Source organism: Stenotrophomonas sp. YJH_SMC_122, from assembly GCF_059369535.1.
Map to the genome: position 1 here is coordinate 80,367 of NZ_JCAFST010000003.1, position 26,356 is coordinate 106,722.

General features: G+C 67.4%; 22 protein-coding genes. 12 read left to right on the top strand and 10 right to left on the bottom strand.

Going from position 1 to position 26,356, the window contains the following annotated elements:
• Positions 1-67 precede the first annotated feature (67 nt).
• Positions 68-667, bottom strand: a complete 600-nt coding sequence (locus tag AC5P66_RS05735; protein WP_049413164.1) for an O-acetyl-ADP-ribose deacetylase — start codon at positions 665-667, stop codon at positions 68-70.
• A 210-nt stretch (positions 668-877) separates the two neighbouring features.
• Complete coding sequence (gene cysK, locus AC5P66_RS05740; protein ID WP_061479314.1) at positions 878-1,837, bottom strand: cysteine synthase A; 960 nt, start codon at positions 1,835-1,837, stop codon at positions 878-880.
• A gap of 210 nt (positions 1,838-2,047) precedes the next feature.
• Between cysK and AC5P66_RS05745 the strand changes: the two genes are divergently transcribed.
• The 10 genes from AC5P66_RS05745 (at position 2,048) to AC5P66_RS05790 (ending at position 16,496) form a co-directional block, all read left to right on the top strand.
• Complete coding sequence (locus tag AC5P66_RS05745; protein WP_049413159.1) at positions 2,048-3,031, top strand: LysR family transcriptional regulator; 984 nt, start codon at positions 2,048-2,050, stop codon at positions 3,029-3,031.
• 662 nt (positions 3,032-3,693) lie between these two features.
• Positions 3,694-4,125, top strand: a complete 432-nt coding sequence (locus tag AC5P66_RS05750; RefSeq protein ID WP_049412718.1) for a DUF2946 domain-containing protein — start codon at positions 3,694-3,696, stop codon at positions 4,123-4,125.
• A 72-nt stretch (positions 4,126-4,197) separates the two neighbouring features.
• Positions 4,198-6,261, top strand: coding sequence for a TonB-dependent copper receptor (locus tag AC5P66_RS05755; protein WP_495216124.1), 2,064 nt, complete (start codon positions 4,198-4,200; stop codon positions 6,259-6,261).
• Between the two features lie 273 nt (positions 6,262-6,534).
• Positions 6,535-7,641: an efflux RND transporter periplasmic adaptor subunit gene (locus AC5P66_RS05760; RefSeq protein ID WP_099487597.1), complete on the top strand. Its 1,107-nt coding sequence runs from the start codon at positions 6,535-6,537 to the stop codon at positions 7,639-7,641.
• A complete protein-coding gene (locus tag AC5P66_RS05765; RefSeq protein WP_099487595.1) occupies positions 7,638-10,763 on the top strand; it encodes an efflux RND transporter permease subunit in 3,126 nt (1,041 codons plus the stop codon). Before AC5P66_RS05760 ends, AC5P66_RS05765 begins: the two co-directional genes overlap by 4 nt.
• On the top strand, positions 10,756-11,358 hold the full coding sequence (locus AC5P66_RS05770) for a GNAT family N-acetyltransferase (RefSeq protein WP_099495944.1): 603 nt from the start codon (positions 10,756-10,758) through the stop codon (positions 11,356-11,358). Before AC5P66_RS05765 ends, AC5P66_RS05770 begins: the two co-directional genes overlap by 8 nt.
• A 180-nt stretch (positions 11,359-11,538) precedes the next feature.
• Entirely contained in the window at positions 11,539-13,047 is a 1,509-nt protein-coding gene (locus AC5P66_RS05775; RefSeq protein ID WP_049438457.1) for an alanine/glycine:cation symporter family protein, read from the top strand.
• On the top strand, positions 13,048-13,881 hold the full coding sequence (locus AC5P66_RS05780) for a TrmH family RNA methyltransferase (RefSeq protein WP_072167628.1): 834 nt from the start codon (positions 13,048-13,050) through the stop codon (positions 13,879-13,881).
• Between the two features lie 166 nt (positions 13,882-14,047).
• On the top strand, positions 14,048-15,034 hold the full coding sequence (locus AC5P66_RS05785; protein WP_049412705.1) for a transporter family protein: 987 nt from the start codon (positions 14,048-14,050) through the stop codon (positions 15,032-15,034).
• A 10-nt stretch (positions 15,035-15,044) separates the two neighbouring features.
• On the top strand, positions 15,045-16,496 hold the full coding sequence (locus AC5P66_RS05790; RefSeq protein ID WP_049412703.1) for an alanine/glycine:cation symporter family protein: 1,452 nt from the start codon (positions 15,045-15,047) through the stop codon (positions 16,494-16,496).
• Positions 16,497-16,557: 61 nt separating this feature from the next.
• Here the strand turns inward: AC5P66_RS05790 and AC5P66_RS05795 are convergent, their stop codons facing one another.
• The 4 genes from AC5P66_RS05795 to AC5P66_RS05810 all read right to left on the bottom strand — a co-directional run bounded on the left by AC5P66_RS05795 (position 16,558) and on the right by AC5P66_RS05810 (position 19,737).
• Positions 16,558-17,979 carry a M28 family peptidase gene (locus AC5P66_RS05795; protein WP_049438453.1) on the bottom strand — a complete coding sequence of 474 codons (1,422 nt, stop codon included), beginning with the start codon at positions 17,977-17,979 and terminating at the stop codon, positions 16,558-16,560.
• 225 nt (positions 17,980-18,204) lie between these two features.
• The gene (gene mscL, locus AC5P66_RS05800) at positions 18,205-18,609 is read right to left on the bottom strand and encodes a large-conductance mechanosensitive channel protein MscL (RefSeq protein WP_005418809.1); all 405 of its coding nucleotides are present in this window, start codon (positions 18,607-18,609) and stop codon (positions 18,205-18,207) included.
• Between the two features lie 54 nt (positions 18,610-18,663).
• A complete protein-coding gene (locus tag AC5P66_RS05805) occupies positions 18,664-19,380 on the bottom strand; it encodes a fumarylacetoacetate hydrolase family protein (RefSeq protein ID WP_049412698.1) in 717 nt (238 codons plus the stop codon).
• A 75-nt stretch (positions 19,381-19,455) separates the two neighbouring features.
• Positions 19,456-19,737, bottom strand: coding sequence for a hypothetical protein (locus tag AC5P66_RS05810; protein WP_005410817.1), 282 nt, complete (start codon positions 19,735-19,737; stop codon positions 19,456-19,458).
• Between the two features lie 178 nt (positions 19,738-19,915).
• Between AC5P66_RS05810 and AC5P66_RS05815 the strand changes: the two genes are divergently transcribed.
• Positions 19,916-20,251 carry a Rieske (2Fe-2S) protein gene (locus tag AC5P66_RS05815; protein WP_049412696.1) on the top strand — a complete coding sequence of 112 codons (336 nt, stop codon included), beginning with the start codon at positions 19,916-19,918 and terminating at the stop codon, positions 20,249-20,251.
• A gap of 200 nt (positions 20,252-20,451) precedes the next feature.
• Here the strand turns inward: AC5P66_RS05815 and AC5P66_RS05820 are convergent, their stop codons facing one another.
• The 4 genes from AC5P66_RS05820 to thiS form a co-directional block, all read right to left on the bottom strand.
• Positions 20,452-22,299 (bottom strand): SLC13 family permease, encoded by a 1,848-nt coding sequence (locus AC5P66_RS05820; protein WP_005418803.1) that lies wholly within the window; start codon positions 22,297-22,299, stop codon positions 20,452-20,454.
• A gap of 27 nt (positions 22,300-22,326) precedes the next feature.
• A complete protein-coding gene (gene trmB / locus AC5P66_RS05825) occupies positions 22,327-23,061 on the bottom strand; it encodes a tRNA (guanosine(46)-N7)-methyltransferase TrmB (RefSeq protein ID WP_053461245.1) in 735 nt (244 codons plus the stop codon).
• A complete protein-coding gene (locus AC5P66_RS05830) occupies positions 23,061-23,855 on the bottom strand; it encodes a thiazole synthase (protein WP_005418798.1) in 795 nt (264 codons plus the stop codon). The genes trmB and AC5P66_RS05830 overlap by 1 nt, the downstream gene beginning before the upstream one ends.
• 153 nt (positions 23,856-24,008) lie before the next feature.
• Positions 24,009-24,209, bottom strand: a complete 201-nt coding sequence (gene thiS, locus AC5P66_RS05835; RefSeq protein WP_005418796.1) for a sulfur carrier protein ThiS — start codon at positions 24,207-24,209, stop codon at positions 24,009-24,011.
• A 207-nt stretch (positions 24,210-24,416) separates the two neighbouring features.
• Between thiS and AC5P66_RS05840 the strand changes: the two genes are divergently transcribed.
• Positions 24,417-26,270 (top strand): autotransporter domain-containing esterase, encoded by a 1,854-nt coding sequence (locus AC5P66_RS05840; RefSeq protein ID WP_049439042.1) that lies wholly within the window; start codon positions 24,417-24,419, stop codon positions 26,268-26,270.
• Positions 26,271-26,356 lie beyond the last annotated feature (86 nt).

Genomic DNA, 26,356 nt, shown 5'->3' on the forward strand with positions numbered 1-26,356 from the left:
GTGGACAACGGTGCTACAGGAAAGGCCGGGCAATGCCCGGCCTTTTGCTTGACGCTGGCCGCCGGATTCAGTGCGCGGCGGCGAAGCCCGCATCGCCCAGCGGCGGCAGCAGCGAGCCGCGCGGTTCGCTGTCAGCGCTTTGCCCGGCGGCGCTCAGCGCCTGCTGGTAGGCCTTGGCCGTCGCGGTATTGAACGCCACCAGCACGATGCGCATCGGCTGCGCATGGCTGCGCTGCCACGCCAGTGTTTCGGTCACCGCGATCTGCGCGGCCTGGTACAGCGGATAGCCGTACACACCGCAACTGATGGCCGGAAACGCGATCGACTGCACGCCCAGTGATTCGGCCAGCTGCAGTGACTTCCAGTAGCAGTTGGCCAGCAACGCCGGTTCATCGCGCTGGCCGTCGTGCCAGACCGGGCCCACCGTGTGCAGTACATGGCGCGCCGGCAACGCATGGGCACCGGTGGCGCGCACTTCACCCGTCGGGCAACGCACGCCCGGGCGCAGCTCCGGCAAGCGCTCGCACTCGGCCCGCAAGGCGGGGCCGGCCGCACGATGGATCGCGCCATCGACACCGCCGCCACCGAGCAGCGTTTCATTGGCCGCGTTGACGATCGCATCCACCGCCAGGGTCGTGATGTCGCCCTGCCAAACCTCGATCTTCATGCGTCCGTCTCCTGCCTGTGAGGTGATCCGCGCAGCATCTGCGCCGGCTGTTCCCACGGTAGGGGACAGGGCATCGATACTGCGTCATGACCGTCTCACGCGCTGCGATCCAACGGCCTTCGCGCACGATGGCGGGCGACGCCTTCACACAGGCTGAAGCGGGAAGGGGTCGGATCCTTTTCCGAACGGAAAAGGCTCTGACCCCGGCTGTTACGGCAGGCCGGCCAGCCAGTCGTCGTCGGATCCTTCGTTCACATCGGCGAACAGCGGCGTGGAGAAGTAACGTTCACCGGTGTCCGGCAGCATCGCAAGGATCACCGAGCCCGGTTCAGCGCGGGCAGCGATGTCCAGCGCGCTGGCCACGGTGGCGCCGGCGGAGATGCCGACGAAGATGCCTTCCTCGGCGGCCAGGCGACGCGCGGTGGCGATCGCGCGATCATCTTCGACCGAGACCAGTTCATCCACCACGTCGCGGTTGAGCACGTCCGGCACGAAATCCGGGGTCCAGCCCTGGATCTTGTGCGGCTTCCAGTCATCGCCCTTGAGCAGGGCAGCGCCGGCCGGTTCGGTAGCGATGATGCGGGTCTGCGGACGCGCCACCTTCAGCACTTCGCCGACACCGGTGAGCGTGCCGCCGGTGCCCCAGCCGCTGACGAAGTAATCCAGCCGCTTGCCGGCGAAGTCGCGCAGGATCTCGGCAGCGGTGGTGTTGCGGTGGTACGCCGGGTTGGCCGGGTTGGCGAACTGGCTGGCCAGGAACCAGCCGTGCTGCTCGGCCAGCTCGGCCGCCCTGCGCACCATGCCGCTGCCGCGTTCGGCGGCCGGGGTCAGGATCACCTTGGCGCCATAGGCACGCATCAGCTTGCGGCGCTCGACCGAGAAGGTTTCGACCATGGTGGCCACGAACTTGTAGCCGCGCGCGGCGGCGACCATCGCCAGTGCCACGCCGGTGTTGCCCGAGGTGGCCTCCACGATCGTGTCGCCCGGCTTGAGCAGGCCGCGTGCTTCGGCATCGAGGATGATCGCCAGCGCCAGGCGGTCCTTCACCGAGCCGCCCGGGTTGAACGACTCGACCTTGGCGTAGACGCTGACCTGTGGCGGCGCCAGGCGCTGCAGCCTGACGATGGGGGTGTTGCCGACGGTATCGAGGATGGAGTCATACAGGGCCATGGGAGCGCTCCGGAAACGGGGCCGCACCGGGTTACGGCGGGCAAAGGAGGAGAGGGCTGGCCGTTCAGGCCAGCGGCTGCCGGCTGACCGTAGCGCCGGCATATGACGCCCGGAAATGACCAGATGCCTTTCTTAAACAACCTTTGGTTATAAGCTGGTGACGGCAATTGACCCTAGAGTGGACTTCCGCCCCATGCCGCCTGCCTGCCCATGACGCTGACCCAGCTGCGCTACCTGGTAGCCATCGCCGACGCCGAGCTGAACATCACGCTGGCCGCCTCGCGCGTGCATGCCACCCAGCCCGGCCTGTCCAAGCAGCTCAAGCAGCTGGAGGACGAGCTCGGCTTCCTGTTGTTCGTGCGCAAGGGGCGCAGCCTGGAGTCGGTTACCCCGGCCGGAACCGAAGTCATCGCGCGTGCCCGCGCGGTGCTGGCCGAAGCCAACAACATCCGTACGTACGCGGCGAACCAGCGGCGCGAAAGCCAGGGCCAGCTGATCCTGACCACCACGCACACCCAGGCGCGCTTCGTGTTGCCGCCGGCAGTGGCAGCGATCAAGCAGGCCTACCCGCAGGTCAGCGTGCACCTGCAGCAGGCCGGTGAAACCGACGCGCTGGACCGCTTGAACCAGGGCGACGCCGATATCGCCATCATCAGCACCGCAGGCGGCGAGCCCACCGATGGCATCGCGGTGCCGCTGTTCCGCTGGCGACGCCTGGTGGTGGTACCCAAGGGCCATCCGCTGGATCGCGCCGGCCGCGCACCGGACCTGGCCGCGCTGGCCCGGCAGCCGTTGATCAGCTACGAATCCTCGACCCGCCCTAACTCGTCCCTGCAACGCGCCTTCGCCGCCAATGGGCTGGTGCCCGATCTGGCGCTGACCGCGCTCGATGCCGACCTGATCAAGACCTACGTGCGCACGGGTCTGGGCGTAGGCCTGCTGGCCGAGATGGCGGTCAGTTCCAATGACGAAGACCTGAGGTCGTGGCCGGCGCCGGATCCGATCAGCGAGTGCATCGCCTGGGCGGTGCTGCCGCGCGACCGCGTGCTGCGTGATTACGCGCTGGAACTGGTGCACGTGCTGGCCCCACAGATTGATCCGCGCGACCTGCGGCGGGTGCTGGATGGCAACCAGGCCGCAGCGTGGCCGCTGCCACCGACCTGGGAGTCGCTGACCCAGACCATCACGGTGTGAGGTTGGGGCGGGCAGGGCTTGCAGCCCTGCACCTGCCGAATCAATGGCAACAGCCGAAGCAACAGCAACAGCCGAAGCAACAGCAACAGCCGAAGCAACAGCAACAGCCGAAGCAACAGCTGGCTTCCGTGGGAGGCGGGGCGGTGTGGGCAGGCAGGACACGCCGTAAACCCATCCTTGGGGGCTCGATGGCGCCATCCATGGCGCCAACGGTCCTGTCTGCCCACACCGCCCCACCTCTGACAGATTCCGACGGCCGTTGGTAGGTGTCGACCTTGGTCGACACGGTAGATCCACGCCATGCGTGGATGAAAGCTGTCAGATATCGAAGTACATCTGGGCTCAGATCCGTTTTCCGTCGGAAAACGGATCTGACCCCAAAGCCGTTCCAACAGACCGCAGGAAACTGTCGAAGGCGGGGTGGGGCCGGTTGCGGGGGCGTGAGCCGCATGGATGCGGCGACCGAGCCTACATGGACGTATTTACGGCGTCCCCCGCAACCGGACCCACTCCGCCTACCCACAGGAACCCGCTTTTGCTGTTGCTTCGGCTCTTGCCGTGGACGTGGTCTCTGCAGGTGCAGGGCGCAGCCCTGCCGATAAACCCCCTCCTGCGACGGTTCGTCGCACAGGCAACCCTGGACCCATCTCTACACTAGCGGGGTGACCCGCCTGTCCCGCCCGCAGCGCCTCCTGCTCCAGCTCGCCGTCCTGGCGACGCTGCTGATGGTGCTTGCGCCACTGGTCAGCCGCGCGCTGCAGGCGCCGCCGATGGACCACACCGCGATGGCGGGCATGGACCACGCTGCCATGGGACATGACATGCACGACATGACCCTGGCCGGGCACGACCTGCATGGCGCTTCGCCGGCAGCACCCAGCCGCCCGGCCGATCCCCACGCCATGCACGGCGAAGCCTGCGAATACTGCGTGCTGGCGATGCGCCTGCTGCCGTGGCTGGCGGTACTGGTGCTGCTGTTGCCACTGCTGTGGCGGCCGCGGTTGGTATTCCCGTGGTCGCAGCAGGTACTGCCCGCGCTGCGCTGGCCGGCACACGCCGCGCGTGGGCCACCGCGGTCCTCCATCGTCCGCTGATTTTCCTATTGAATCCGCCGCACGACGCCTGACCGGGCGCCGTGTGCGCGTGCGTACCTTGGAGCTGTTCCGATGAAAATGACTTCCCGTCCCGCGGGTGCCTGCGTGCGCCTGCCGGTTGCCCTTGGCCTTGCCGTGGCTGCAACGCTGGTCCACGCCGCGCCTGCCGAAGAGGCGCGTACTCTCGACACGCTGGTGGTCACCGCCGCCGCGCCTTCGTCACCATTGCACTGGGTGACCGATCCACGCCTGCCGCGGCAGCCGGTCCCTGCCAGTGACGGCGCCGATTACCTGAAGACCGTTCCTGGCTTCTCCGCCATCCGCAACGGCGGCACCAACGGTGATCCGGTGCTGCGCGGCATGTTTGGTTCACGCCTGAACATCCTCAGCAATGACGGCAACCTGATCGGCGCCTGCCCCTCGCGCATGGACAACCCGCTGTCCTACATCGCACCGGAGAGCTTCGACCGGCTGACCATCATCAAGGGCCCGCAGAGCGTGCGCTGGGGGGCAGGTGCCTCGGCCGGCACCGTGCGCTTCGAACGCGATACACCGCGCTTCGAGGAACCGGGCCTGCGTACCGATGCCAGTGCGCTGGTCGGTTCGCGCAACCGCAACGACCAGGTGCTGGACCTGACCCTGGGCAACCCGACCGGCTATGTGCGCGCCAGCGGCAACCGTTCCGAAGCCGATGACTACAAGGACGGCCACGGCGATGTGGTGCCATCGAAGTGGCGCAAATGGAACGGTGACGTGGCGATCGGCTGGACGCCGGAGGCCGATACGCTGCTGGAAATTTCCGCCGGTGCCGGCGATGCGATCGCACGCTACGCGGGGCGCGGCATGGACGGTGCCGCGTTCGAACGCACCAGCTACGCCGCGCGCTTCGAGAAGCGCAACCTGCCGGGTGCGTGGGACACGGTGCAGGCCAACGTGTACTACAACGAGGCCGACCACGTGATGGACAACTACACGCTGCGAACGCCGAACCCGCACAGCATGATGCCGATGCCGATGGCATCGAACGTGGACCGACGCACCCAGGGCGGCCGGGTCAGTGCCGAGTGGCGCTGGCAGGACGTGCAGCTGGTGGCGGGCATGGATGGCGAAGACAGCCGCCATCGTGGGCGAATGGGCATGGGCCGCGGCACCTACCGCCAGGCGGCGTGGCAGACCGATGCCAGCTTCCGCCGCTATGGCGTGTTCACCGAATTGACCCTCGGCGCCGGCACCGATCAGCGCTGGATCAGCGGCCTGCGCATCGATCGCGCCAGCGCTCGCGACGAGCGGCAGTCGATCCGCGGGATGATGGGGAACATGCCCAATCCCACCGCCGGCGAGCGTCGCAAGGAATGGCTCGGCAGTGGCTTCCTGCGCTACGAGCAGGACCTGGCCGACGGCCTGACCTGGTACGCCGGCCTCGGCCACAGCGAGCGCATGCCCGACTACTGGGAGCTGTTCTCGCCCAACCACGGCCCGGCCGGCGCAGTGAACGCGTTCATTGGCGTGCAGCCGGAACGCACCACCCAGCTCGACGTGGGCCTGCAGTACAAGGGACCGCGCGTGCAGGCCTGGGTCTCGGCCTATGCCGGGCAGATCCAGGACTACATCCTGTTCACCTATCACGGCAGCGGCATGATGGGCATGAGCCAGGCCAGCAACGTCGAGGCGCGCATTGCCGGTGCCGAGGCCGGGTTGGAAGTGAGCCTGGCCGAGCAGTGGAAGCTGGGCGGCACGCTGGCCTATGCCTGGGGAGAGAACCGCGACCAGCGGCGTCCGCTGCCGCAGATGCCGCCGCTGGAAGCACGCCTGAGCGCGAACTGGGAGGGCCAGCGCTGGAGCGCCGGTGCGCTGCTGCGTGCGGTGACCCACCAGCATCGTGTCGCAGATGGACAGGGCAACGTGGTCGCGCAGGACCTCGGGCCGAGCGCTGGATTTGCCACCTTCGCGCTCAATGCGGCGTACCGTTTCAGTTCGCAGCTGCAGCTCAGCGCCGGCGTCGACAACCTGTTCGACCGCGCCTACAGCGAGCACCTGAACCTGGCCGGCAGCGCCGACTTCGGCTTCCCGGCCGACCCGGTGCGGATCAACGAGCCGGGGCGCAGCGTGTGGATGAAGTTGAACTACCGGTACTGATCCGCCGGGCATAAAAAAACGGGGCCGGATCCCCGCCAGGATCCGTCCCCGCCCGACGCCCTCGGTCGGGCAGGTTCGACTCTACGATGACGGCCGCGGTGGTGCACCACTGGATACACCCCGACACACGCCGACACTGCCCATGGCAGGCTTGCACGGAACGGGTTCAAGGCGCTATCGCAGCCTTGGTTCCACGCCGGTAAACGCTTGGCACATACCGCTTTTATGGGCACTTGCCTACACTCGGCGGCCGTGGATCAATCAGGACCGTTCATGTTGGCTCGTATCGCTTCGACCCTGGCCCTCGGCCTCAGCCTGGCCGTGCTGGCCGGGTGCGCAGGCAAACAGGAGGCCGCCGCACGTCGGCAGGGCGAAGCGGTGCCGGTCACCGCGCAGGTCGTGCAGCCCACGCAGTGGAACGACACCCTGCAGGCCCTGGGCACGGCCAAGGCGCGCGAGTCGATCAGCGTCACTGCCAAAGTGAGCGAGATCGTCGAGAAAGTGCACTTCGAGAGCGGCCAGCACATTGCCGCCGGTGCGCCGATCGTGACGCTGCGCGGGCAGGCCCAGGAAGCCGCACTGGTGCAGGCGCAGGCCACCTTCCATGAAGCCGATCAGCTGTACAAGCGCCAGCGCGAACTGGCCGCCCAGCGGCTGGTGTCCAGCGCCACGCTGGATACGCAGAAGTCGATCCGCGACGCCGCCGAGGCACGCGTGATGCAGATGCAGGCAGACATTGGTGACCGACGCGTGCGTGCGCCCTTTGCCGGTGTGCTCGGCATCCGCCAGGTCAGTCCGGGATCGCTGCTGACCCCGACCACGGTCATCGCCACGCTCGACGACATCGAGCACATGCATGTCGATTTCCAGGTGCCGGAAGTGGAACTGGCTGCGCTGGGCGTTGGTGACAAGGTCAGTGCCACCAGTGTGGCCTGGCCGGGCCGCACCTTCGAGGGCGTGGTCAGCACCATCGATGCGCGCATCGATCCGGCTACCCGTGCGGTGACCGTGCGCGCCGATTTCGCCAATGGCGACCACGCATTGCGCCCGGGCATGCTGCTGGACGTGCGCCTGTTCCGCCCCGAGCGCCCGGCGCTGGTGGTCCCGGAAATCGCCGTGGTGCAGGTCGGCCGCGATACCTTCGTGTACCGCATCAAGGCTGACGACAGCGTCGAGCGGGTGGACGTGGTCACCGGCGCGCGCCGTGCCGGCGTGGTCGAGATCCGGCAAGGCCTGGAAGCGGGCCAGCGCATCGTGGTCGATGGCACCGGCAAGCTGCGTCCGGGCCTGAAGGTCGCTGCGAAGGACGCCGCACCGGCCTCTGGCGCCCAACCGGCTGACGCGCCGGCGCCGGTCGCGGCCGAGGGCCACGGCGGATGAAGCTGTCCGACGTTTCCATCCAGCGGCCGGTGTTCGCCGTGGTGATGAGCCTGTTGTTGCTGGTGCTGGGCGTGATGTCCTTCACCCGCCTGACCCTGCGCGAGCTGCCCGCCATCGACCCTCCGATCGTCTCGGTGTCGGTGGACTACACCGGCGCGTCCGCGGCGGTCATCGAAAGCCGCATCACCCAGGTGCTGGAAGACGCGCTGGCTGGCATCGAAGGCATCGATACGATCAACGCGCGCAGCACCAACGGCCGCTCGCAGGTCAGCATCGAGTTCACCTCCAACCGTGATATCGAAGCAGCGGCCAACGACGTGCGCGATGCGGTCAGCCGTGTCGCCGACCGCATGCCGGAAGAAGCACGTCCGCCGGAAATCGCCAAGGTCGAAAGCGATGCCGACCCGATCATCTGGTTCAACATGGTGTCCTCGACCATGGACACGCTGGAGCTGAGCGACTACGCCGACCGCTACGTGGTCGATCGTTTCTCCAGCCTCGATGGCGTGGCCCAGGTCCGCATCGGCGGCCGCCAGCGCTATGCGATGCGGATCTGGCTGGACCGCGACCAGCTGGCCGCGCGCGGGCTGACCACCGGCGACGTGGAAACCGCACTGCGCAACGAGAACGTGGAGCTGCCGGCCGGCCGCATCGAGTCGACCGACCGTGATTTCACCCTGCGCGTGGAGCGCAACTACATCAAGCCCGAAGACTTCGCGACCATCCCGCTGGGCAAGGGCCGCGACGGTTACGTGGTGCGCATGGGCGACGTGGCGAAGATCGAGCTGGCCTCGGCCGAACGCCGCGCGTACTACCGCAGCAACGGCGAGCCCGGCATCGGCCTGGGCATCGTCAAGACCTCCACCGCCAACTCGCTGGACGTGGCACGCACTGCGCGCGCCGAGGCCGAGCGGGTGGCGCTGACCCTGCCCAAGGGCACGCAGATCTTCGTCGCCTTCGACAACACCACCTTCATCGAAGCGGCGGTGGACCGCGTCTACGCCACGCTGGTGGAAGCAATGATCCTGGTGCTGGCGGTGATCTGGCTGTTCCTGGGCAGCTTCCGCGCCGCGCTGATTCCGGCGGTGACGGTACCGGTCTGCCTGGTGGCGGCGTTCATCGCGCTGTATGCGTTCGACTTCTCGATCAACCTGCTGACCCTGCTGGCGCTGGTGCTGTGCATCGGCCTGGTGGTGGACGATGCGATCGTGGTGGTGGAAAACGTGCAGCGCCGCATCGACCTGGGCGAGCCACCGCTGGTGGCGTCCAAGCGCGGTACCGCGCAGGTCGCCTTTGCGGTGATCGCCACCACCGCTGTACTGGTGGCGGTGTTCCTGCCGGTCGGCTTCCTGGAAGGCAACACCGGGCGCCTGTTCCGCGAACTGGCCGTGGCGCTGGCCGCTGCCGTGGCATTGTCCGCGTTCGTTGCGCTCACACTGACGCCGATGATGGCCTCCAAGCTGCTCAAGCCGCACACCGGGCAGGCCCCGCGAGGCCTGCACGGCTTCATCAACCGCAACCTGGAACGCCTCGCGGGTGCCTACGGGCGGGTGCTCGATCACCATGTCGACCGCACCTGGATTTACCTGCTGGTGATGGTGGCTGCGCTGGCCGCCAGCTGGGGCCTGCTCAAACTGCTGCCGTCGGAACTGGCACCAGCCGAAGACCGCGGTTCGTTCCAGATCATGATCGACGGCCCGGAAGGCGCCGGCTACGACTACACCGTGCAGCAGGTGCAGCAGGTGGAAGCGCTGCTGGCACCGCATGTCGGCCCGGACAAGCCGATCGTGCGTGCCAACCCCCGCGTGCCGGGCGGTTGGGGCGCCAGCGAGGAAATGCATACCGGCCGCGTCAGCATCTTCCTGCAGCCGTGGCGCCAGCGCAGCGAGGGTACGCCTGAAGTCGCCAACGAACTGCAGAAGGAACTGGATACCATCCGCGGCGTGCGCGTACGCACCCAGGTGGGCGGCGGCCTGGTGCGCAGCGGCGGGCAGCCGTTCCAGATCGTGCTGGGCGGCCCGGAATATGCCGAGATCGCGCAGTGGCGCGACCGCATCATGCTGCGCATGGCCGACAATCCCGGCCTGGTCGGCCCGGACTCGGACTACAAGGAAACCCGGCCGCAGATGCGGGTCAACATCGATCGCCAGCGTGCGGCCGATCTCGGCGTGCCGGTCACCGCGATCGGTTCGGCGCTGGAAACCATGATGGGCTCGCGTCGGGTCACCACCTTCGTCGACAACGGCGAGGAGTACGACGTACTGGTGCAGGCCGGTCGCGATGGTCGCGCCAGCCCGGCCGACCTGGCCGCGATCCGCGTGCGCGCCAACTCCGGCGAGCTGGTGCCGCTGTCCAACCTGGTCACGCTCAGTGAAGTGGCCGAGGCCGGCACCCTGAACCGCTTCAACCGACTGCGCTCGATCACCATCAGTGCCGGCCTGGCGCCGGGCTATCCGCTGGGCGAGGCCATCGCCTGGGCACAGAACGTAGCCCAGGAAGAGCTGCCGCAGTACGCGCAGGTGAACTGGAAGGGCGAATCGCGCGAGTACCAGAGCGCCGGCGGCGCAGTGCTGCTGACCTTCGCGATGGCGCTGCTGGTGGTGTACCTGGTGCTGGCGGCGCAGTTCGAGAGCTTCATCCATCCGCTCACCATCATGCTGACCGTGCCGCTGGGCGTACTCGGCGCGCTGGTCGGGTTGTGGGTGAGTGGTGGTACCGTGAACCTGTTCAGCCAGATCGGCATCGTGATGCTGGTCGGCCTGGCCGCGAAGAACGGCATCCTCATCGTCGAATTCGCCAACCAGCTGCGCGACGACGGGCGCAGCGTGCGCGAGGCGATCATCGAGTCGGCGATGGTGCGTCTGCGCCCGATCCTGATGACCTCGATCGCCACCGTGGTTGGCGCGATCCCGCTGGTGGTCGCCGGTGGTCCTGGTTCGGCCAGCCGTGGCACGATCGGCATCGTGATCATCTTCGGTGTGACCCTCTCGACCTTCCTGTCGCTGTTCGTGGTGCCGGCGTTCTACGCGCGGCTGGCGCCGTACACCCGTTCGCCGGAAGCGGTGAAGCGCGAGCTGGAGAAGCAGGAAGCGGAATCGCCGTCGGTGGGCGGTCATGCCTGACCGGCACGCCGGCGGGGGCGGGTCGCTCGCTGACGGGGTCGGACCCCTTTCCCCAAGGGAAAGGGCTCTGACCCCACTTCGAGGTGACGGCTTCCAGCTGCGCCCCTGGCGCCCGGATGATCTGGAGTCGCTGCTGCGCCATGCCAACGACGCCGAGGTGTCGCGCGGCCTGCGCGACCGTTTCCCGTACCCGTACACGCGCGGGGATGGCGAGGCCTTCCTCGCCGGCCGCGTGCTGGCCGCCGGCACCCTGAACCTGGCCATCGAGATCGACGGCCAGGCCTGCGGCAGTATCAGCGCCCAGCAGGGCGTGGCCGAGCGTGGGCATACCGCCGAACTGGGCTACTGGCTGGGCCAGGCTTACTGGGGGCAGGGCCTGATGACCCGGGTGGTCGGCCTGTTCGCACCGTGGGTGATGGATGAGCTGCGCCTGTTCAGGCTGCAGGCCACCGTGGTCGACTTCAACCTCGGCTCGGCCCGGGTGCTGGAGAAGAACGGCTTCCGGGAAGAGGGCGTGGAGCGTTGCGCGGTCTACAAGCGCGGCGTGTTGCACGACCTGCGCCGTTTCGCCCGGGTGCGCACGCAGCTGCCCTGAACACGCGGGCTGGCCGCTGTAGAGCCGAGCCCATGCTCGGCTGCCCTCGGGGGCCCAAGCCGAGCATGGGCTCGGCTCTGCAAAACAGCGCTACCGCAGCGGCCTTCGATCAGGGAGAATCGACCGGTCCCCTCCAGCCGACGGGACGTCCTTACAACCCGCCGACTGGAGAGAGCGCGCGTGGAAGCAACCGTACACTTCATCAACAGCATCATCTGGAGCAAGGCACTGATCTTCGTGTGCCTGGGCGCCGGCCTGTTCTTCAGCCTGCGCACCCGCTTCATGCAGATCCGTGGCTTCTTCGAGATGTGCCGCCTCACCGTCAGGGGTGAGAAATCCGACGCCGGTGTGTCCTCGTTCCAGGCGTTGGCCATGTCGATGGCCGGCCGCATGGGCATCGGCAACATCGCCGGCGTGGCCACCGCCATCGCCTTCGGCGGCCCCGGTGCGATCTTCTGGATGTGGGTGATGGGCTTCCTTGGCGCATCCACTTCGTACGTCGAATGCACCCTGGCGCAGATCTACAAGACCAAGGACGCCGAAGGCCGCTACCGCGGTGGCCCGGCGTACTACATCGAAAAGGCCATGGGCCTGAAGTGGTATGCGCTGGCCTTCGCCATCGCCACGATCATCGCCGCAGGCTTCCTGATGCCGGGCGTGCAGGCCAACGCCATCGCCGACAGCATCATCAACGCCTGCCGTGGCACCGCGCTGTGCGGTCCGCTCGATGGCCAGGCCTTCGGCATGGAATCGGTGCAGGCGCTGAAGCTGGGGATCGGCATCGTGGTGGCGCTGCTGCTGGGCGTGGTGATCTTCGGCGGCGTCAAGCGCATCGCCAACTTCGCCGAAGTGGTGGTGCCGTTCATGGCCGCCGGTTTCATCCTGATGGCCATCATCATCATGATCATCAACTACGACCGCGTGCCGGAAATGTTCGGCATCATCTTCAAGAGTGCCTTCGGCACGCATGCCGCATTCGGCGCCATGATGGGCCTGGCCGTGGAGTGGGGCATCAAGCGCGGCATCTACGCCAACGAAGCCGGCCAGGGCTCTGGCCCGCACGCGGCGGCCGCTTCGGAAGTCTCGCACCCGGCCAAGCAGGGCTACGTGCAGGCCTTCGCGATCTACTTCGACACCATGATGGTGTGCACCGCCACCGCGTTCCTGATCCTGGCCAGCGGCACCTACAACGTGTACTCGCCGGTGGAGGGTGCCGCGCCGATCTTCCAGGGCCTGGCCGGTATTCCCGAAGGCGCCGGTTACGCCCAGGCCGGCGTGGAAGCGGTGCTGCCGGGCTGGGGTTCGGCGTTCGTATCGGTGGCCATCTTCTTCTTCGCCTTCACCACCATCATGGCGTACTACTACATGGCCGAGACCAACCTCAGCTATGTGAACCACAACAGGAAGCGGCCGCTGACCGTGCTGCTGCTGCGCCTGGGCATCATCGGCATGGTGGTGTTCGGCGCGTTCCACAATGCCACCCTGGCCTGGGCGCTGGGCGACATCGGCGTCGGCCTGATGGCCTGGCTGAACATCATTGCCATCCTCATCATCCAGAAGCCGGCGATGCTGGCCCTGCGTGACTACGAACGACAGAAGAAGCTGGGCCTGGATCCGGTGTTCGACCCTGATGCCCTGGGCATCAAGAACGCCGATTTCTGGCGCCAGCGCAAGCAGGAGAGTGTGTAAGTGAACAACCCTTGGAACAACCGCCGCCCGTCCGCCCGTCCGCCGCGCGCAACGCCGTTGCCGCGCCCGGAGGTGCCGGCCACGGGCGGTGGTGGGCGCGGTGGCAGCGATGAGCTGCGTCTGTACGGCCTGAATGCCGTGCTGGCTGCGTTCGAAGCGCGGCCGCAGGCGCTGCGCAAGTTGTACCTGCTGGAAGCACGCATCCCGCGCTTGCAGCCGCTGTTGAAGTGGTGCGTGGCCAACCGCGTGGGCTACCGCGTGGTCGAGGATGGCGACCTGAACAAGCTCGCCGGCACCACCCATCACGAAGGCGTGGTGGCCGACATGCTGCGCGCACCGTCGCTGCCGCTGGCGCAGTGGCTGCAGCAGGTCGGTGACGGCCCGGCGCTGGCGTTGTGGCTGGATGGCGTGGGCAACCCGCACAATCTCGGCGCGATCCTGCGCTCGGCCGCACACTTCGGTGCCAAGGCGCTGCTGTTGCCGGCCGGCAGCACGCTCGCCCTGTCCGGCGCCGCCGCGCGCGTGGCCGAAGGCGGTGCCGAAGCGGTGCCGCTGGTGCAGCTGCCGGAGACCGCTCAGGCAATGGCGCAACTGCGCGCAGCCGGTTTCGGCCTGGCCGCGACCCTGGTCGAGGGCGGTGATGACGTGTTCCGCGCGTCCCTGCCGGAGCGGCTGGTGTACGTGATGGGCGCCGAAGGCGAGGGCATGGACCGCAGCCTGGCGGGTGCGTGCGACCTGCAGGTCTCGATTCCCGGCAGCGGCGCGGTGGAGAGCCTGAATGTGGCCTCGGCCACGGCCGTGCTGCTGGCGCAATGGGCGAGCCGTCGCGGCTGATCCGGTATCCCGGGTCGGATCCCTCGCCGCAGGCGAGGGCTCTGACCCCTTCCAGGGGTGGTAAACGCGTCAAGCGCGCATGACGTTTTGAAAGTTTCCTTATTGGTCAGCCGCTTCCGGCAACGCAGGGTGGAACTCCATCCCACGTTGTCCAGAAGAGGCTGCCATGCATCACCCACGCCGTATCCTCATCGCATTGCTGGTACTGACCAGTGTCCTTGCCAGCGGCCGTGCCGCAGCCGGCGAACGCAGCCTGGACGGCGTCAACTTCACCGGGCCGCTGATCACCCCCAATCCGGCCGGCCTGCCGCAGGGCAACTGGTACATCGAACCCTATCTGGTGCGGGTCGACAGTCGCGATCACTACGACGATGGCGGCCATCGCCGCCGCAGTGGGCAGCGTAGCGGTGCATGGGCCACGGTGGTGCCGATCATCTACGGTTTCAGCGACCGGGTGATGGGCCAGGTCAATCTCAGTGCTTCGCGTGCCGAACAGGGCAGCGCACGCAGCAGCGGTTTCCGCGCTGGCGATACCACCGCGCGCCTGCAGTACCTGCTGCAGGCGCCCAACGCCGATGGCACGCGCCCGGCCATCTCGGTCGCGCTGGTGCAGCGCTTCAGCACCGGCAGCCATGACCGCATCACCAGCAATCCGCTCGATGCGCAGGGCGACGGCGTGCAGCGCACCACCGCGGCGCTGGGCATGCAGCAGGTGGTGTGGCTGGGCAACGATCGTCCGCTGCGCTGGCGTGCGCAGCTCAGCGCCGGGCCGGCGCCGTCGCGCACGGCGATTTCCGGGGCCAGCGTCTACGGTACCGATGACAGCTTCCAGGGGCACATCTCCCGCGGCTCGGTGCTGGGCCTGTCGGTGGGTGCCGAGTACAGCTTCAATCCGCGCTGGGTAGGTGTGATGGAAGTAGCCGCCAGCCGTGAGACCGGACAGCGCCTGAGTGGATTCTCGCGCAACGCCAGCGGTGCCTTCGAGCGTATCGACGAACATCGCCCGGCCAGCCGCAGCGTCACCCTGGCGCCGGCGGTCGAGTACCACTTCAGCCCGACGCTGGGCCTGATCGCCGGCGTGGAGTTCAGCGTGGCGGGCCGCAACACCAGTCGAATCGTCAGCCCCCAGGTTGCCCTGGGCATGTTCTTCTGAGGGGCCGCCGATGAACATCGAATCCATCGTCAACACGATCCTCGGCGTCGTCTGGAGCCCCTACCTGGTGGTGCTGTGCCTGCTCGCCGGCCTGTACTTCAGCGTGCGCACACGCTTCATCCAGTTGCGTGCATTGCCGGACATGCTGCGCCTGATGTTCCGCCATGAGCGTTCCGATGCCGGGGTGTCGCCTTTCCAGGCGTTGTCCCTTTCGCTGTCCAGCCGCGTGGGCGTCGGCAACATCGCCGGCGTCGCCATGGCCATCGCCTTCGGCGGCCCCGGCGCGATCTTCTGGATGTGGATCGTTGCCTTCCTTGGCGCATCCAGTGCCTTCATCGAGTCCACGCTCGCGCAGATCTACAAGGACCGCGACGGCAAGGGACAGTACCGGGGCGGCCCGGCGTACTACATCGAAAAAGGCCTGGGCCAACGCTGGTATGCCGTGCTGTTCGCACTGGTGACGGTGTTGGCGGGCGCGATGCTGGCCGGCACCCAGTCCAATGCGATCACCAGTGCGGTGAACGAGGCCTGGGATGTGCCGGTGGCCACCACCACCACGGTCCTGCTGGTGGTGCTCGGCGCCATCCTTGTCGGCGGTGTGCGGCGCATTGCGCGCGTGGCTGAATGGGTGGTGCCGCTCATGGCCGTGGCCTATCTGCTGGTCGCGGCGCTGGTGATGGTGTTCAACGCGGACAAGGTGCCGGAGGTGATCATGCTGGTGCTGCGCAGTGCATTCGGCGTGGATGCGGCGTTCGGCGCGATGATCGGTACCGCCATCCAGTGGGGCGTGCGACGCGGCGTGCTATCCAACGAAGCCGGCATGGGCAGTGGAGCGCATCCGGCCGCCGCCGCGGAAGTGTCGCATCCGGTCAAGCAAGGCCTGGTGCAGTCATTCTCGGTTTACATCGACACCATGGTGGTGTGCAGCGCAACGGCTTTCCTGATCCTGTCCACCGGGCTGTACAACGTCTACGACCCAGCGGTGAAGGGGGTTCCCGATGAAGCGCGCCTGCTGCTGGGCAATCTGCCGGGGGTCGAGGCCGGTCCACGCTTTGTGCAGCACGCGGTGGAATCGGCGCTCCCGGGCTTCGGCAGGTCGTTCGTTGCGCTCGCTATCCTGCCGTTCGCATTCACCACCATCCTGGCGCTGTACTACATGGCCGAAACCAATGTCAGCTACCTGTGCCGGGATCGTCCCGGACGGGTGACGATCACCGCCTTCCAGCTGCTGTTCCTGGCTGCCACAGGCTACTCGGCAATCAACACCGCGACGGTGGCCTGGGCCCTGGGCGATATCGGCGTGGGCATGATGAGCTGGTTGAACATCATCGCCATCCTTCTGCTGCAGAAACCGGCCTTGGCGGCGCTGCGTGATTATGAGCAGCAGAGGCACAGCAAGCGTGATCCGCTGTTCAACCCGCAGACGATCGGCATGCGCAATACGCGGGTCTGGGAGAGCTGACCCGATCAGGGGTCAGCGCCCTCGCCAAGGGCGCGGGGGCTGACCTCCCTTCGTCACCGCATCATTCGTTCGGCGGCGTGGTCGCCTTGGCCTCGCTACCGAAACTGCCATCGGCTTCCGCCGCCAGATACGCGAACACGGTGTACGCGGCCACGTTCTGCGCCAGGGCCTTCGGATCGATCTTGTCCAGCGTGTCGTCGGCGGTGTGGTGCAGGTGGAAGTAATCCGAGCCATCCTGCGCCAGCCACGCCCACGCACCACCCTTGGCGGCCAGTGGGCCGACGTCCGGGCCCGGGCCACCCTTGTCGGCCTGGTACTCGATGCCCAGCGGCTTCATCACTTCGGCAATCTGCTTCGTCGCTTCGCGCGAGCCTTCCGGATTCGGCGAACCGGTATTGAAGGCGTAGATGCGGCCCGCGCCGAAGTCGCTCTCGGCGGCCAGCTGGTGCAGGGCTACGTCCTTCGCGTGCGCTTCGGCGTAGGCCTTGCCGCCGTACAGGCCCTGTTCCTCGTTGGCGAAGGCGATCACGCGGATGGTGCGCTTCGGTGCCTGCTTGAGCTGGCCGATCAGGTGGCCGGCGGCCATGGTGATGCCCACGCCCGCGCCGTCATCCACCGCGCCGGTGCCCAGGTCCCACGAATCCAGGTGACCACCGATCACCACCACTTCCTTCGGCAGGCTGCGGCCGGTGATCTCGCCGATCACGTTGTAGGAGGTGGCGGTGCCGTCCCAACCGCAATCCAGTGCCACCTTCACCGTGGTGCTGCCACGCGCCAGCAGGCGGGCCAGCTGGTCGGCATCGGGCACCGACAGCGCGGCCGACGGCACTGGGGTCAGGCCCTCATCGAAACGGGTGATGCCGGTGTGGGGCACGCGGTGCGAGTCGGTACCGGCCGAGCGCATCAGGAAACCGACCGCGCCCTTGCGGATCGCTTCGGACGGGCCCTTGCTGCGGATCGCTCCGCCGCGGCCGTAATCGCGGCCATCGCGGAAGGGCAGCATCTGGTAATCGACGAAGGCGATCTTGCCTTTCAGCGAGCCCGCTGGTGCGGCCTGCAGCGCGGCCAGGTCGGCGAAGCGCACCACCTCGGCTTCCACGGTGCCACCCGGGCTGCCGCCCAGTGCGGTGATCTGCAGCGGCTGCGGGTTCTTGCCGGTCACCGCAGCGTGTTCACTGCGCCGCTCCCACTTCGGGAATGTCACCGGCTCCTTCCACACCTTGTCGAAGCCCAGGGCCTTGAACTTGGCTTCGGCCCAGGCCACGGCGCGGGCGTCGGCCTCGCTGCCGGCGATGCGCGGGCCGATCTCGGTGGTGAGCGATTCGACCACCTTCCAGCCGGTGTCATCGGCCAGCGCCTGGTCGCGCAGCTGTGCGGCGGTGGCCAGCGACGCCGGGGGCAGGGTAGTGGTGTGCGGCGCCGCGAAGGCCGGGGCGGCCAGCAGGGCGAGGGAGGATGCGATGGCAAGGACGCGGCGACGCATGGACAACTCCGGGAATGGACCTAAGCCTTGGAGCTTAACAGTCGTTCAGCCCGGCGCATGGGCGGGAGGTCATGGCTGGCGCGGATGCTGTTTTCCGCCATAACCGGCAAAGCGAAAGCCCCGCCGGGGCGGGGCTTTCGTGCGGTCGCGGTAATGCCGGCCGCTGGCCGGCTCCCGCATGTCCCGATGTTGCCGGCCAGCGGCCGGCACTACCGTTTTGCGGCCTTATTTCTTCAGGCTGTCGCGGATCTCGCGCAGCAGCACCACTTCTTCGGCCGGCGCCGCCGGGGCAGCTTCCTTCTTCCGCGACAGTCGGTTGATCGCCTTGACCACGATGAAGATCGCGAAAGCCACGATCACGAACTGGATGACGGTGTTGATGAAGTCGCCGTAGCCAACCACCACCGCCGGGATCTCCTTGCCATCCGGTCCGAGCCGGGCTGGCGACAACGTCCAGGCCAGGCTGGAGAAATCCACGCGCCCGATCAGGTAGCCCAGCGGCGGCATGATGATCTTCTCGACCAGCGCCGTCACGATCTTGCCGAAGGCTGCGCCGATCACCACGCCGACGGCGAGGTCGATGACGTTGCCGCGCATGGCAAATTCCTTGAACTCGGTGAGCATTCCCATTGTTGTTTTTCTCCGGTGGGGAAGTGGACAGCGCGCAGGGTAGCGCAGGTGATGTCAGCCGGCGATCACGCCGTGGCGCTCTGCCACGTTTTCCAGGCGGGCACTGAAACGGTCGCCGGGCTTCAACGCAGCCACCCCGGACGGGGTGCCCATGAACACCAGGTCGCCGGCACGCAGCTGCCACAGCTTGGACAGCTCATGCAGGATCTCCGGCACGTTCCAGATCATCTGGTCGAGCAGTGCCTGCTGGCGCACTTCGCCATTGACCTCCAGCGACAGGTTCAGCGCGGCCAGGTCGCCGACTTCCTCGGCGTGGACGATTTCGCTGATCGGCGCGGAGGCATCGAAGCCCTTGGCCGCGTCCCACGGGTGGCCCTTGTCCTTGGCCGCGGCCTGCAGGTCGCGGCGGGTCAGGTCCAGGCCGACGGCGTAGCCATAGACCAGCGCATCGGCGTCGGCCACGGCCAGCTCGCCTGCGGGCGCATCGCGTCCGATCGCCACCACCAGTTCCACTTCGTGATGCAGGTTGGCGGTTGCTGGCGGATAGGGGATGGCATCGTCGTGGCCGACCACGATGGCGTCGGCCGGCTTGCTGAAGAACATCGGGCGGCCACGGTCATCGGCCGCCGGCACCGCGGCACCCATTTCGCGGGCGTGGTCGGCGAAATTGCGGCCGACGCAGTAGATGCGGTGCACGGGGAAACTGCCACCACCGGCTACCGGCACACGCGGCTGGGCTACGGCAGGGATCACATCGGAGACATCGGACATGCGGGCATCCAGGAAGGGCGTGCCCGCAGTCTAGAACGCATGGCGCCCGCCGTCAGCGGGCGCGGAAGGCCTGGATCAGCGCGAGGCCGGCAACACCGGCTTGCGCACCACGCGGTACTCGCCTTCAACCACGGTCGGGTCAACCGGACGCGCAACGCCCGGCTTGCGCGAAGCCAGCAGCTTCCACGCCAGGCCGACCAGGATCATCGCCGCACCAACAAAGACGCCGATGAACACCATCGCGGCCAGGATCGCCAGGCCGAGCAGGCCCACGGCAACGCGCACCAGCGGGTGACGCGGCTTGCGCGGCGCGAACAGGGTGCGGAACTGGTTGAAGGCGGATGCGCGATTGAACATGGCGGCTCGATAGGCTGGGATCAGCGAAACCAGAGTATCGGGACGCGCCACTGTCATTGAGTGAAAAACTCGTTAAATATAGCCTGTGCTTATTACGGATCAATGACTTGTGTTCATGTCGCAGCCAGTCACCTGAGCAGGCATGCGACAATTCCGGTTTACCGTCCGAGCCTCCGCCATGACTATCGCTGCTGCCCTGATCGCCCTTGATGCCATTGCCGATGGCGCGTTTGCCGAGGTCGAAGCGGTGGTCGATGGCGATGCCGAATCGCTGGTGCTGTACCGCGACGGCGCGCAGGTGCGTGCGTTCCTGAACATCTGCCCGCACGCCGGCCGCCGCCTGGACTGGGCGCCGGGGCAGTTCCTCAAGAGCCGCGAGGGCCACCTGGTATGCGCCGCGCACGGCGCCTCGTTCACGCTGGATGGCGGCGATTGCATCGCCGGCCCGTGCAAGGGCGACCGCCTGCGTGCGGTGCCGGTGGACGTACGCGACGGGCAGGTCTATCTGGCTTGAAGCCAGAAGCAGTCGAGCACGGCTCGACTCTACAAAAGCCGTGTCGACCAAGGTCGACACCTACCAAAGCGATGCACGACGCCGTTCTGGAGGATCTCAGAAATCCATCCCGCGCAATGCAGGCTTTTGCTGTTGAGGTTGCCGGCCAGCGGCCGGCACTACCGGGGTGCAGGGCGCAGCCCTGCCAACAAACCCCAACCTCAGAACATCAGGTTGATCATCAGCACCACCACGCAGGTGTAGATCAGCGACAGTGGGCCGCCGACCCGCCACATCTCGCGCGGGGTGTAGTTGGCCGGGCCAGTGATCATCGAGATCACCGGGTTGGAGGCCGTCATCAGGTTGTTGGACGCCGACAGCGCCACGATCAGCGCGAACGCGGTCGGGTTGCCCCCCGCCGCCAGCGCCAGGTTCACCGCGATCGGCACCATCACGATGGTCGCACCCACATGGCTGATCACCAGCGAGAACGCCGTGGTCAGCAGCGCCAGCGCCACCTCCAGTACCCACACCGGAATGCCGGTCGGCAGCTTGTCGATGGTATGGCCGGCCACCCACGCGGCCGCGCCGCTGGAGTCCATCGCCCAGCCAAGCGGAATCAGCCCGGCCATCATGAACACCGTCTTCCAGTTGATCGAGGCATACGCCTCGTCCATGCGCAGCACGCCGGTCAGCAGCATGCCGGCCACGCCGGTCATCAGCGTCAGCGCCACCGGCAGCTTGCTGGTCAGCGCGATCAGGATGGTCAGCGCGAAGATCGCCATCGCAATCTTGAACTTGTGCGGGCGCTGCTCGCCGGTCGGGTAGTCGGTCACCACCACGAAGTCGCGGCTGCGAGCGGCCTGCGCCAGGTCGGTCCAGATGCTGTGGAACACCAGCATGTCGCCGGCGCGCAGCTGCACGTCGCGCACGTCTTCGCGGATCACCTGCTTGTCGCGGTTGATCGCCAGCAGGCTGATGCCGCGCTCCTTGCGCAGGCGCAGATCGGCCGCACTCTTGCCGATCACGTTCGAGGTCGGTGGCACCACTGCCTCGGAAATGCCGGCGCGGCTGGGGTTGAACAGGTCACCCAGGTGCTTCAGGCGCGAGGACATGCGCAGGAACTGGTTCTGCGCGAAGTCGCTGATCTGCTGGCGCGGTCCCATCGCACCAAGCACGCTGCCGACCCAGATGCGCATCTCCGCCGGCGGCGCCAGGCGGGTGTCGTTGCCAGTCTTCAGCGCCAGCAGCAGCGGCGCATCGTGCAGGGTCTCGGCCTCGCCCAGGGTCATGCCCACCAGCGGGCTCTCGGCGGTCACCACCAGCTCGAATACATCGCCTTCGATGCCATAGGTCTTGGCGAAGTAGCTCTCGGTGCGTGCCGGGGTGACCCCGTCATTGACCAGGCTTTCCTCTTCGATCAGCTTGCGGTCGCCGTAGTAGCGGAAGTACAGCAACGAAGCGATCAGCAACGCCACGCCGATCGGCAGCGGCGCGAACATGCGCAGCGGCTCGATGGTGGCCAGGCCGGAAGGCAGGTTGTTGTTGGCCGAGGCCAGCAGATCGTTCAGCAGGATCAGCGGCGAATTGCCGACCATGGTCAGCGCGCCGCCCATCACGATCGCCGCCGAGATCGGCAGCAGCAGGCGCTGCATCGTCAGGCCCGTGCGCGCCGCCAGCCGCGAGGCGACCGGCAGGTACAGCGCCATCACCGACGGGTTCTGCATGAAGGACGAATTCAGGCCGGCGATGGCGGTAGTCATCATCAGCAGCCGTTGTTCGACGCCGTGGCCGCGCCGCAGCAGCCAGGCCGCCAACCGGTTCAGCGCCCCGGTGCGGTCCAGGCCCGCACCGAGGATGGTGGTGGCGATGATGCTCATCACCGCGTTACCGGAGAAACCGCCGAAGATCTCCTCCGGCGCGATCAGGCCGGTGACACCGAGCACCACCAGCACCACCAGCGCGACCACGTCGGCGCGGATGCGCTCGAACAGGAACATCGCCATCGTGAAGCCGACCAGCCCGAGCACGAGCTTCATGTCGTTGGTCAGCGTCAGCGCGGTATCCATGTGGGGCGCGGCGTCCTCAGGCGATCGTCAGGTGCGGTCGTACAGCAGGTCCCAGACGCCATGGCCGAGTTTCTGGCCGCGGGTCTCGAAGTGGGTCTGCGGGCGCCAGTCCGGGCGCGGCACGCTGCCCCGCGGGCCGGCGCGGTTGACCAGGCCGGCGGTGGCGTCGAGCACGTCCCACATCTGCTCGGCGTAGTCTTCCCAGTCGGTCGCACAGTGCAGGCGGCCCCCCGGGCGCAGCTTGCGCACCAGCAGTTCGGCGAATGCCGGCTGCAGCAGGCGGCGCTTGTTGTGGCGCTTCTTGTGCCACGGGTCCGGGAAGTAGATGCGCACTTCATCAAGCGCGCCGTCGGCGATCTCGTTCTGCAGCACTTCCACCGCGTCGTGGTGGTACAGGCGCACGTGGTCGGCGTTGTCGTCGGCCAGCGCGTTCAACAGCCGGCCCACGCCCGGCGCGTGCACCTCGATGCCGATGTAGTCGCGCGATGGGTCGTGCTGGGCAGCGAAGCGCAGCGCAGCACCATTGCCGAAGCCGATCTCCAACACCTTGTGTGCCGGGCGGCCGAAGGTGGCGTCCAGGTCACGCGGCTGGCCGGTGTAGTCGAGGCCGAAGCGCGGCCAGCGTTCGTCGAACGCGCGCTGCTGGGCGGGAGTGAAACGGCCTTGGCGCAACACGAAGCTGCGCACCTCGCGGCGACCCTCGTTCACGGTGAAGGGCTTGGGCGGGGCCTTGGAACCGGCGCTGTCGAAAGGATTGGTCATCAGCCGATCAGCCCGTCCACTGGCGAAGAAGCGCTGGCGTAGCGCTTGCGCGGGATGCGCCCGGCCAGGAACGCCTCGCGGCCGGCCTCGACCGCCTTGCGCATCGCGCTGGCCATCAGCACCGGGCTGCGCGCACCGGCAATGGCGGTGTTCATCAGCACGCCGTCGCAGCCCAGCTCCATCGCGATCGCCGCGTCCGACGCGGTACCCACGCCGGCATCAACGATGATCGGCACCTTGGCGTCTTCGATGATCTGCAGCAGGTTGTACTTGTTCTGGATGCCCAGGCCCGAACCGATCGGCGCGGCCAGCGGCATCACCGCAGCGCAGCCGATCTCCTCCAGGCGCTTGGCCAGGATCGGGTCGTCGGAGGTATAGACCATCACCTCGAAACCGTCCTTGACCAGCTGCTCGGCAGCCTTGAGGGTCTGCATCACGTCCGGGTACAGGGTCTTCTGGTCGCCCAGCACTTCCAGCTTGGTCAGGTTGTGGCCGTCCAGCAGCTCACGGGCCAGGCGGCACGTACGCACGGCGTCTTCGGCGGTGTAGCAGCCGGCGGTGTTGGGCAGGATGGTGAAGCGTTCCGGCGGCAGCACGTCCAGCAGGTTCGGCTCGCCCGGGTTCTGCCCGATGTTGGTGCGGCGGATGGCCACGGTGACGATCTGGGCACCCGCGGCCTCGGTCGCCAGGCGGGTTTCTTCCAGGTCCTTGAACTTGCCGGTGCCGGTCAGCAGCCGCGAGCCATAGGTCTTGCCGGCGATTACCAGCGAATCGGGGGAGACATGAACGTTCATGGCGCGATTATCGCTTATCCGCCTGAAGATGGGGTCACGCAATGGCGTGCCGGCCGCGGATCGGTATGGGTAGTGCCGGCCGCTGGCCGGCAAATGCAGGGTGCCTGACAGCGTCGGATTGCCGGCCAGCGGCCAGCACTGCGCGGATAGGTCTCAGCCCCCACCCAGCGCGTGCACGATCTCCACCACGTCGCCCTCGGCCAGCACGTGCTCGCCATGGCGGCTGCGGCTGACGATCTCGCCGTTGACCTCGACCGCGACCCGGCGTTGCAGCAGCTGCTCGGCCTGCAGCAGGTCGTGGAGGGTCGCCGAGGCGGGCAGGGTACGGGGTTCGCCGTTGAGCTGGATGTTCATCACCGCATTGTCGCCTATGGCCTGCGCGGATCGGAACCCTTGCAAATTGCCTCGGCCGCCAGCCCCGGCACAGCGTTGTCCGGCGCTGCCGGGCGACAATCCATGCGGCGGCGCAGCGTGAGCAAAACGCGGCGCAGTGAAACCATTCACCGTGCGCCGGCGTACGTGCGCCGGGTTCTCAACGATATCCCCACAGGAGTTTCTTACATGCTGCTCAGCAAACGCCCGATCCGCTCCCTGATGGCGGCCGCGATCGCGCTGGCCGCGGTTCCGGCCATGGCAGGCGAATCCCCGTATTCCAAGGCCGTGTTCTTCGGCGACAGCCTGACCGACGCCGGCTATTTCCGCCCGCTGCTGCCGGCCGATGTGCGTCCGGTGACCGGCCAGTTCACCACCAACCCGGGTTGGGTGTGGGCGCAGCAGGTCGCCAACTACTACGGCCTTAATGGCGCCGCCAACGGCAACGGCCAGAACGGTGACAACTACGCCGTCGGCGGCGCCCGTGTATCGGCCGACGAAGCGGGTGGCCTCGGAGCCATTCCGTCGCTGAAGTCGCAGGCGACCCGTTACCTTGCTGCGAATGGTGGAAAGGCTGACGCCAATGCCCTGTACACCGTATGGGGCGGTGCCAATGATCTGTTCGCGGCCACGCGCGCAGCGGCCGGTGGTGCCTCGCAGGCACAGGTGCAGGGCATCATCGGCACCGCGGTCACCGACCAGATCGCGCTGGTGGGCGCCCTGAAGCAGGCCGGTGCCCAGTACGTGCTCGTGCCGAATCTGCCGGACGTGGGCATCACTCCGCAGTTCCGTGGCCCCAACGCCGCCGCCGCCACTGCACTGTCGGCCGGGTACAACAGGGCCCTGTACGGTGGTCTGAAGCAGGCGGGCATCGAGTTCATTCCGCTCGACACCTTCAGCATCCTGCGTGAAGTGACCGCCAACCCGGGCATGTACGGCTTCACCAACGTCACCAGCACCGCCTGCAGGATCGATCCGGCCAACTCGACGCAGAGCATCCTGACCTGCAACCCGACCAGCTACGTCAGCCCGGATGCGGCCAACACCTACCTGTTCGCCGATGGCGTGCATCCAACCACCGCCGGCCATCAGCTGCTGGGCCAGTACGCCGTGTCGGTGCTGGAAGCGCCGCGCCTGCAGCAGGTACTGAGCCACTCGGCGCAGACCATCGGCCGCTCGCGCGCCGACCAGGTCAGCATGCACCTGGGTGGTCGTGCGGCTGACGGCCTGTCCTGGTGGGGTGGCGTGCGCGGTGACCTGCAGCGCTACGACCACGCCGACCTGTACGACGGGCTGGCCCCGGCCGGCCTGTTCGGTATCGACTGGGCCCGCGATGGCATGGTGTTCGGCGGTTTCGCCGGCTTCGGCCGCCTCAACGCCGACTTCGGCAACAGCCGTGGCGACTTCACCCAGAAGGACACCACCGCCGGTCTGTTCGCCGGCTGGTACGGCGACCGCATCTGGGTGAACGGCCAGGTCAGCTACACCTGGCTGTCCTATGACGTGAACCGCAAGGTCCAGCTGGGCCCGGCCACCCGCGAGCATGGTGGTTCGCCGGACGGCAGCAACCTGACCGCGGCCCTGAACGCCGGTTACGAGTTCGGCACCGAAGGCGGCTTCCGCCACGGCCCGATCGCCTCGGTGATCTGGCAGAAGGTGAAGATCGACGGTTACACCGAAAGCGCCGCGGCCGGCACCCTGGCCACTGCACTGGGCTACGACCGCCAGAACGTCGATTCGACCGTGGGTCGCATCGGCTGGCAGGCCCGCTTCGATGGCGGCACCCTCAAGCCGTACGCCCAGGTGACCTACGATCACGAGTTCGAGGACACCAAGCAGGCCAGCGCCTGGCTGCAGACCCTGCCGGAACTGGGCAGCTACCGCGTGCCGGGCCTGAAGTTCGACAAGAACTACGCCACCGTCGTGCTGGGTGCCCGCACCGAACTGTTCGGCCTGCAGAGCAACTTCGGCCTGAGCGCGTCGACCGGCCAGAAGCGCGCGCAGGATGCCACCCTGTTCGCCAACTTCAGCGGCACGTTCTAAGCAGCAACCGCCGGGGTCGGAGCCCTTTCCGCCTAGGAAAGGGCTCTGACCTGTTGCGCCAGGGGTCGGATCCGTTTCCGCCAGGA

What these genes read in the sequence shown, in the direction of transcription:
- AC5P66_RS05745 (WP_049413159.1), top strand. Translation starts at nt 2,048, where the DNA reads ATGACGCTGACCCAGCTGCGCTACCTGGTAGCCATCGCCGACGCCGAG.
- AC5P66_RS05735 (WP_049413164.1), bottom strand. Translation starts at nt 667, where the DNA reads ATGAAGATCGAGGTTTGGCAGGGCGACATCACGACCCTGGCGGTGGAT.
- mscL (WP_005418809.1), bottom strand. Translation starts at nt 18,609, where the DNA reads ATGGGAATGCTCACCGAGTTCAAGGAATTTGCCATGCGCGGCAACGTC.
- AC5P66_RS05815 (WP_049412696.1), top strand. Translation starts at nt 19,916, where the DNA reads ATGACTATCGCTGCTGCCCTGATCGCCCTTGATGCCATTGCCGATGGC.
- cysK (WP_061479314.1), bottom strand. Translation starts at nt 1,837, where the DNA reads ATGGCCCTGTATGACTCCATCCTCGATACCGTCGGCAACACCCCCATC.
- AC5P66_RS05810 (WP_005410817.1), bottom strand. Translation starts at nt 19,737, where the DNA reads ATGTTCAATCGCGCATCCGCCTTCAACCAGTTCCGCACCCTGTTCGCG.
- AC5P66_RS05755 (WP_495216124.1), top strand. Translation starts at nt 4,198, where the DNA reads ATGAAAATGACTTCCCGTCCCGCGGGTGCCTGCGTGCGCCTGCCGGTT.
- trmB (WP_053461245.1), bottom strand. Translation starts at nt 23,061, where the DNA reads ATGACCAATCCTTTCGACAGCGCCGGTTCCAAGGCCCCGCCCAAGCCC.
- AC5P66_RS05795 (WP_049438453.1), bottom strand. Translation starts at nt 17,979, where the DNA reads ATGCGTCGCCGCGTCCTTGCCATCGCATCCTCCCTCGCCCTGCTGGCC.
- AC5P66_RS05760 (WP_099487597.1), top strand. Translation starts at nt 6,535, where the DNA reads ATGTTGGCTCGTATCGCTTCGACCCTGGCCCTCGGCCTCAGCCTGGCC.
- AC5P66_RS05790 (WP_049412703.1), top strand. Translation starts at nt 15,045, where the DNA reads ATGAACATCGAATCCATCGTCAACACGATCCTCGGCGTCGTCTGGAGC.
- thiS (WP_005418796.1), bottom strand. Translation starts at nt 24,209, where the DNA reads ATGAACATCCAGCTCAACGGCGAACCCCGTACCCTGCCCGCCTCGGCG.
- AC5P66_RS05785 (WP_049412705.1), top strand. Translation starts at nt 14,048, where the DNA reads ATGCATCACCCACGCCGTATCCTCATCGCATTGCTGGTACTGACCAGT.
- AC5P66_RS05765 (WP_099487595.1), top strand. Translation starts at nt 7,638, where the DNA reads ATGAAGCTGTCCGACGTTTCCATCCAGCGGCCGGTGTTCGCCGTGGTG.
- AC5P66_RS05770 (WP_099495944.1), top strand. Translation starts at nt 10,756, where the DNA reads ATGCCTGACCGGCACGCCGGCGGGGGCGGGTCGCTCGCTGACGGGGTC.
- AC5P66_RS05805 (WP_049412698.1), bottom strand. Translation starts at nt 19,380, where the DNA reads ATGTCCGATGTCTCCGATGTGATCCCTGCCGTAGCCCAGCCGCGTGTG.
- AC5P66_RS05820 (WP_005418803.1), bottom strand. Translation starts at nt 22,299, where the DNA reads ATGGATACCGCGCTGACGCTGACCAACGACATGAAGCTCGTGCTCGGG.
- AC5P66_RS05840 (WP_049439042.1), top strand. Translation starts at nt 24,417, where the DNA reads ATGCTGCTCAGCAAACGCCCGATCCGCTCCCTGATGGCGGCCGCGATC.
- AC5P66_RS05830 (WP_005418798.1), bottom strand. Translation starts at nt 23,855, where the DNA reads ATGAACGTTCATGTCTCCCCCGATTCGCTGGTAATCGCCGGCAAGACC.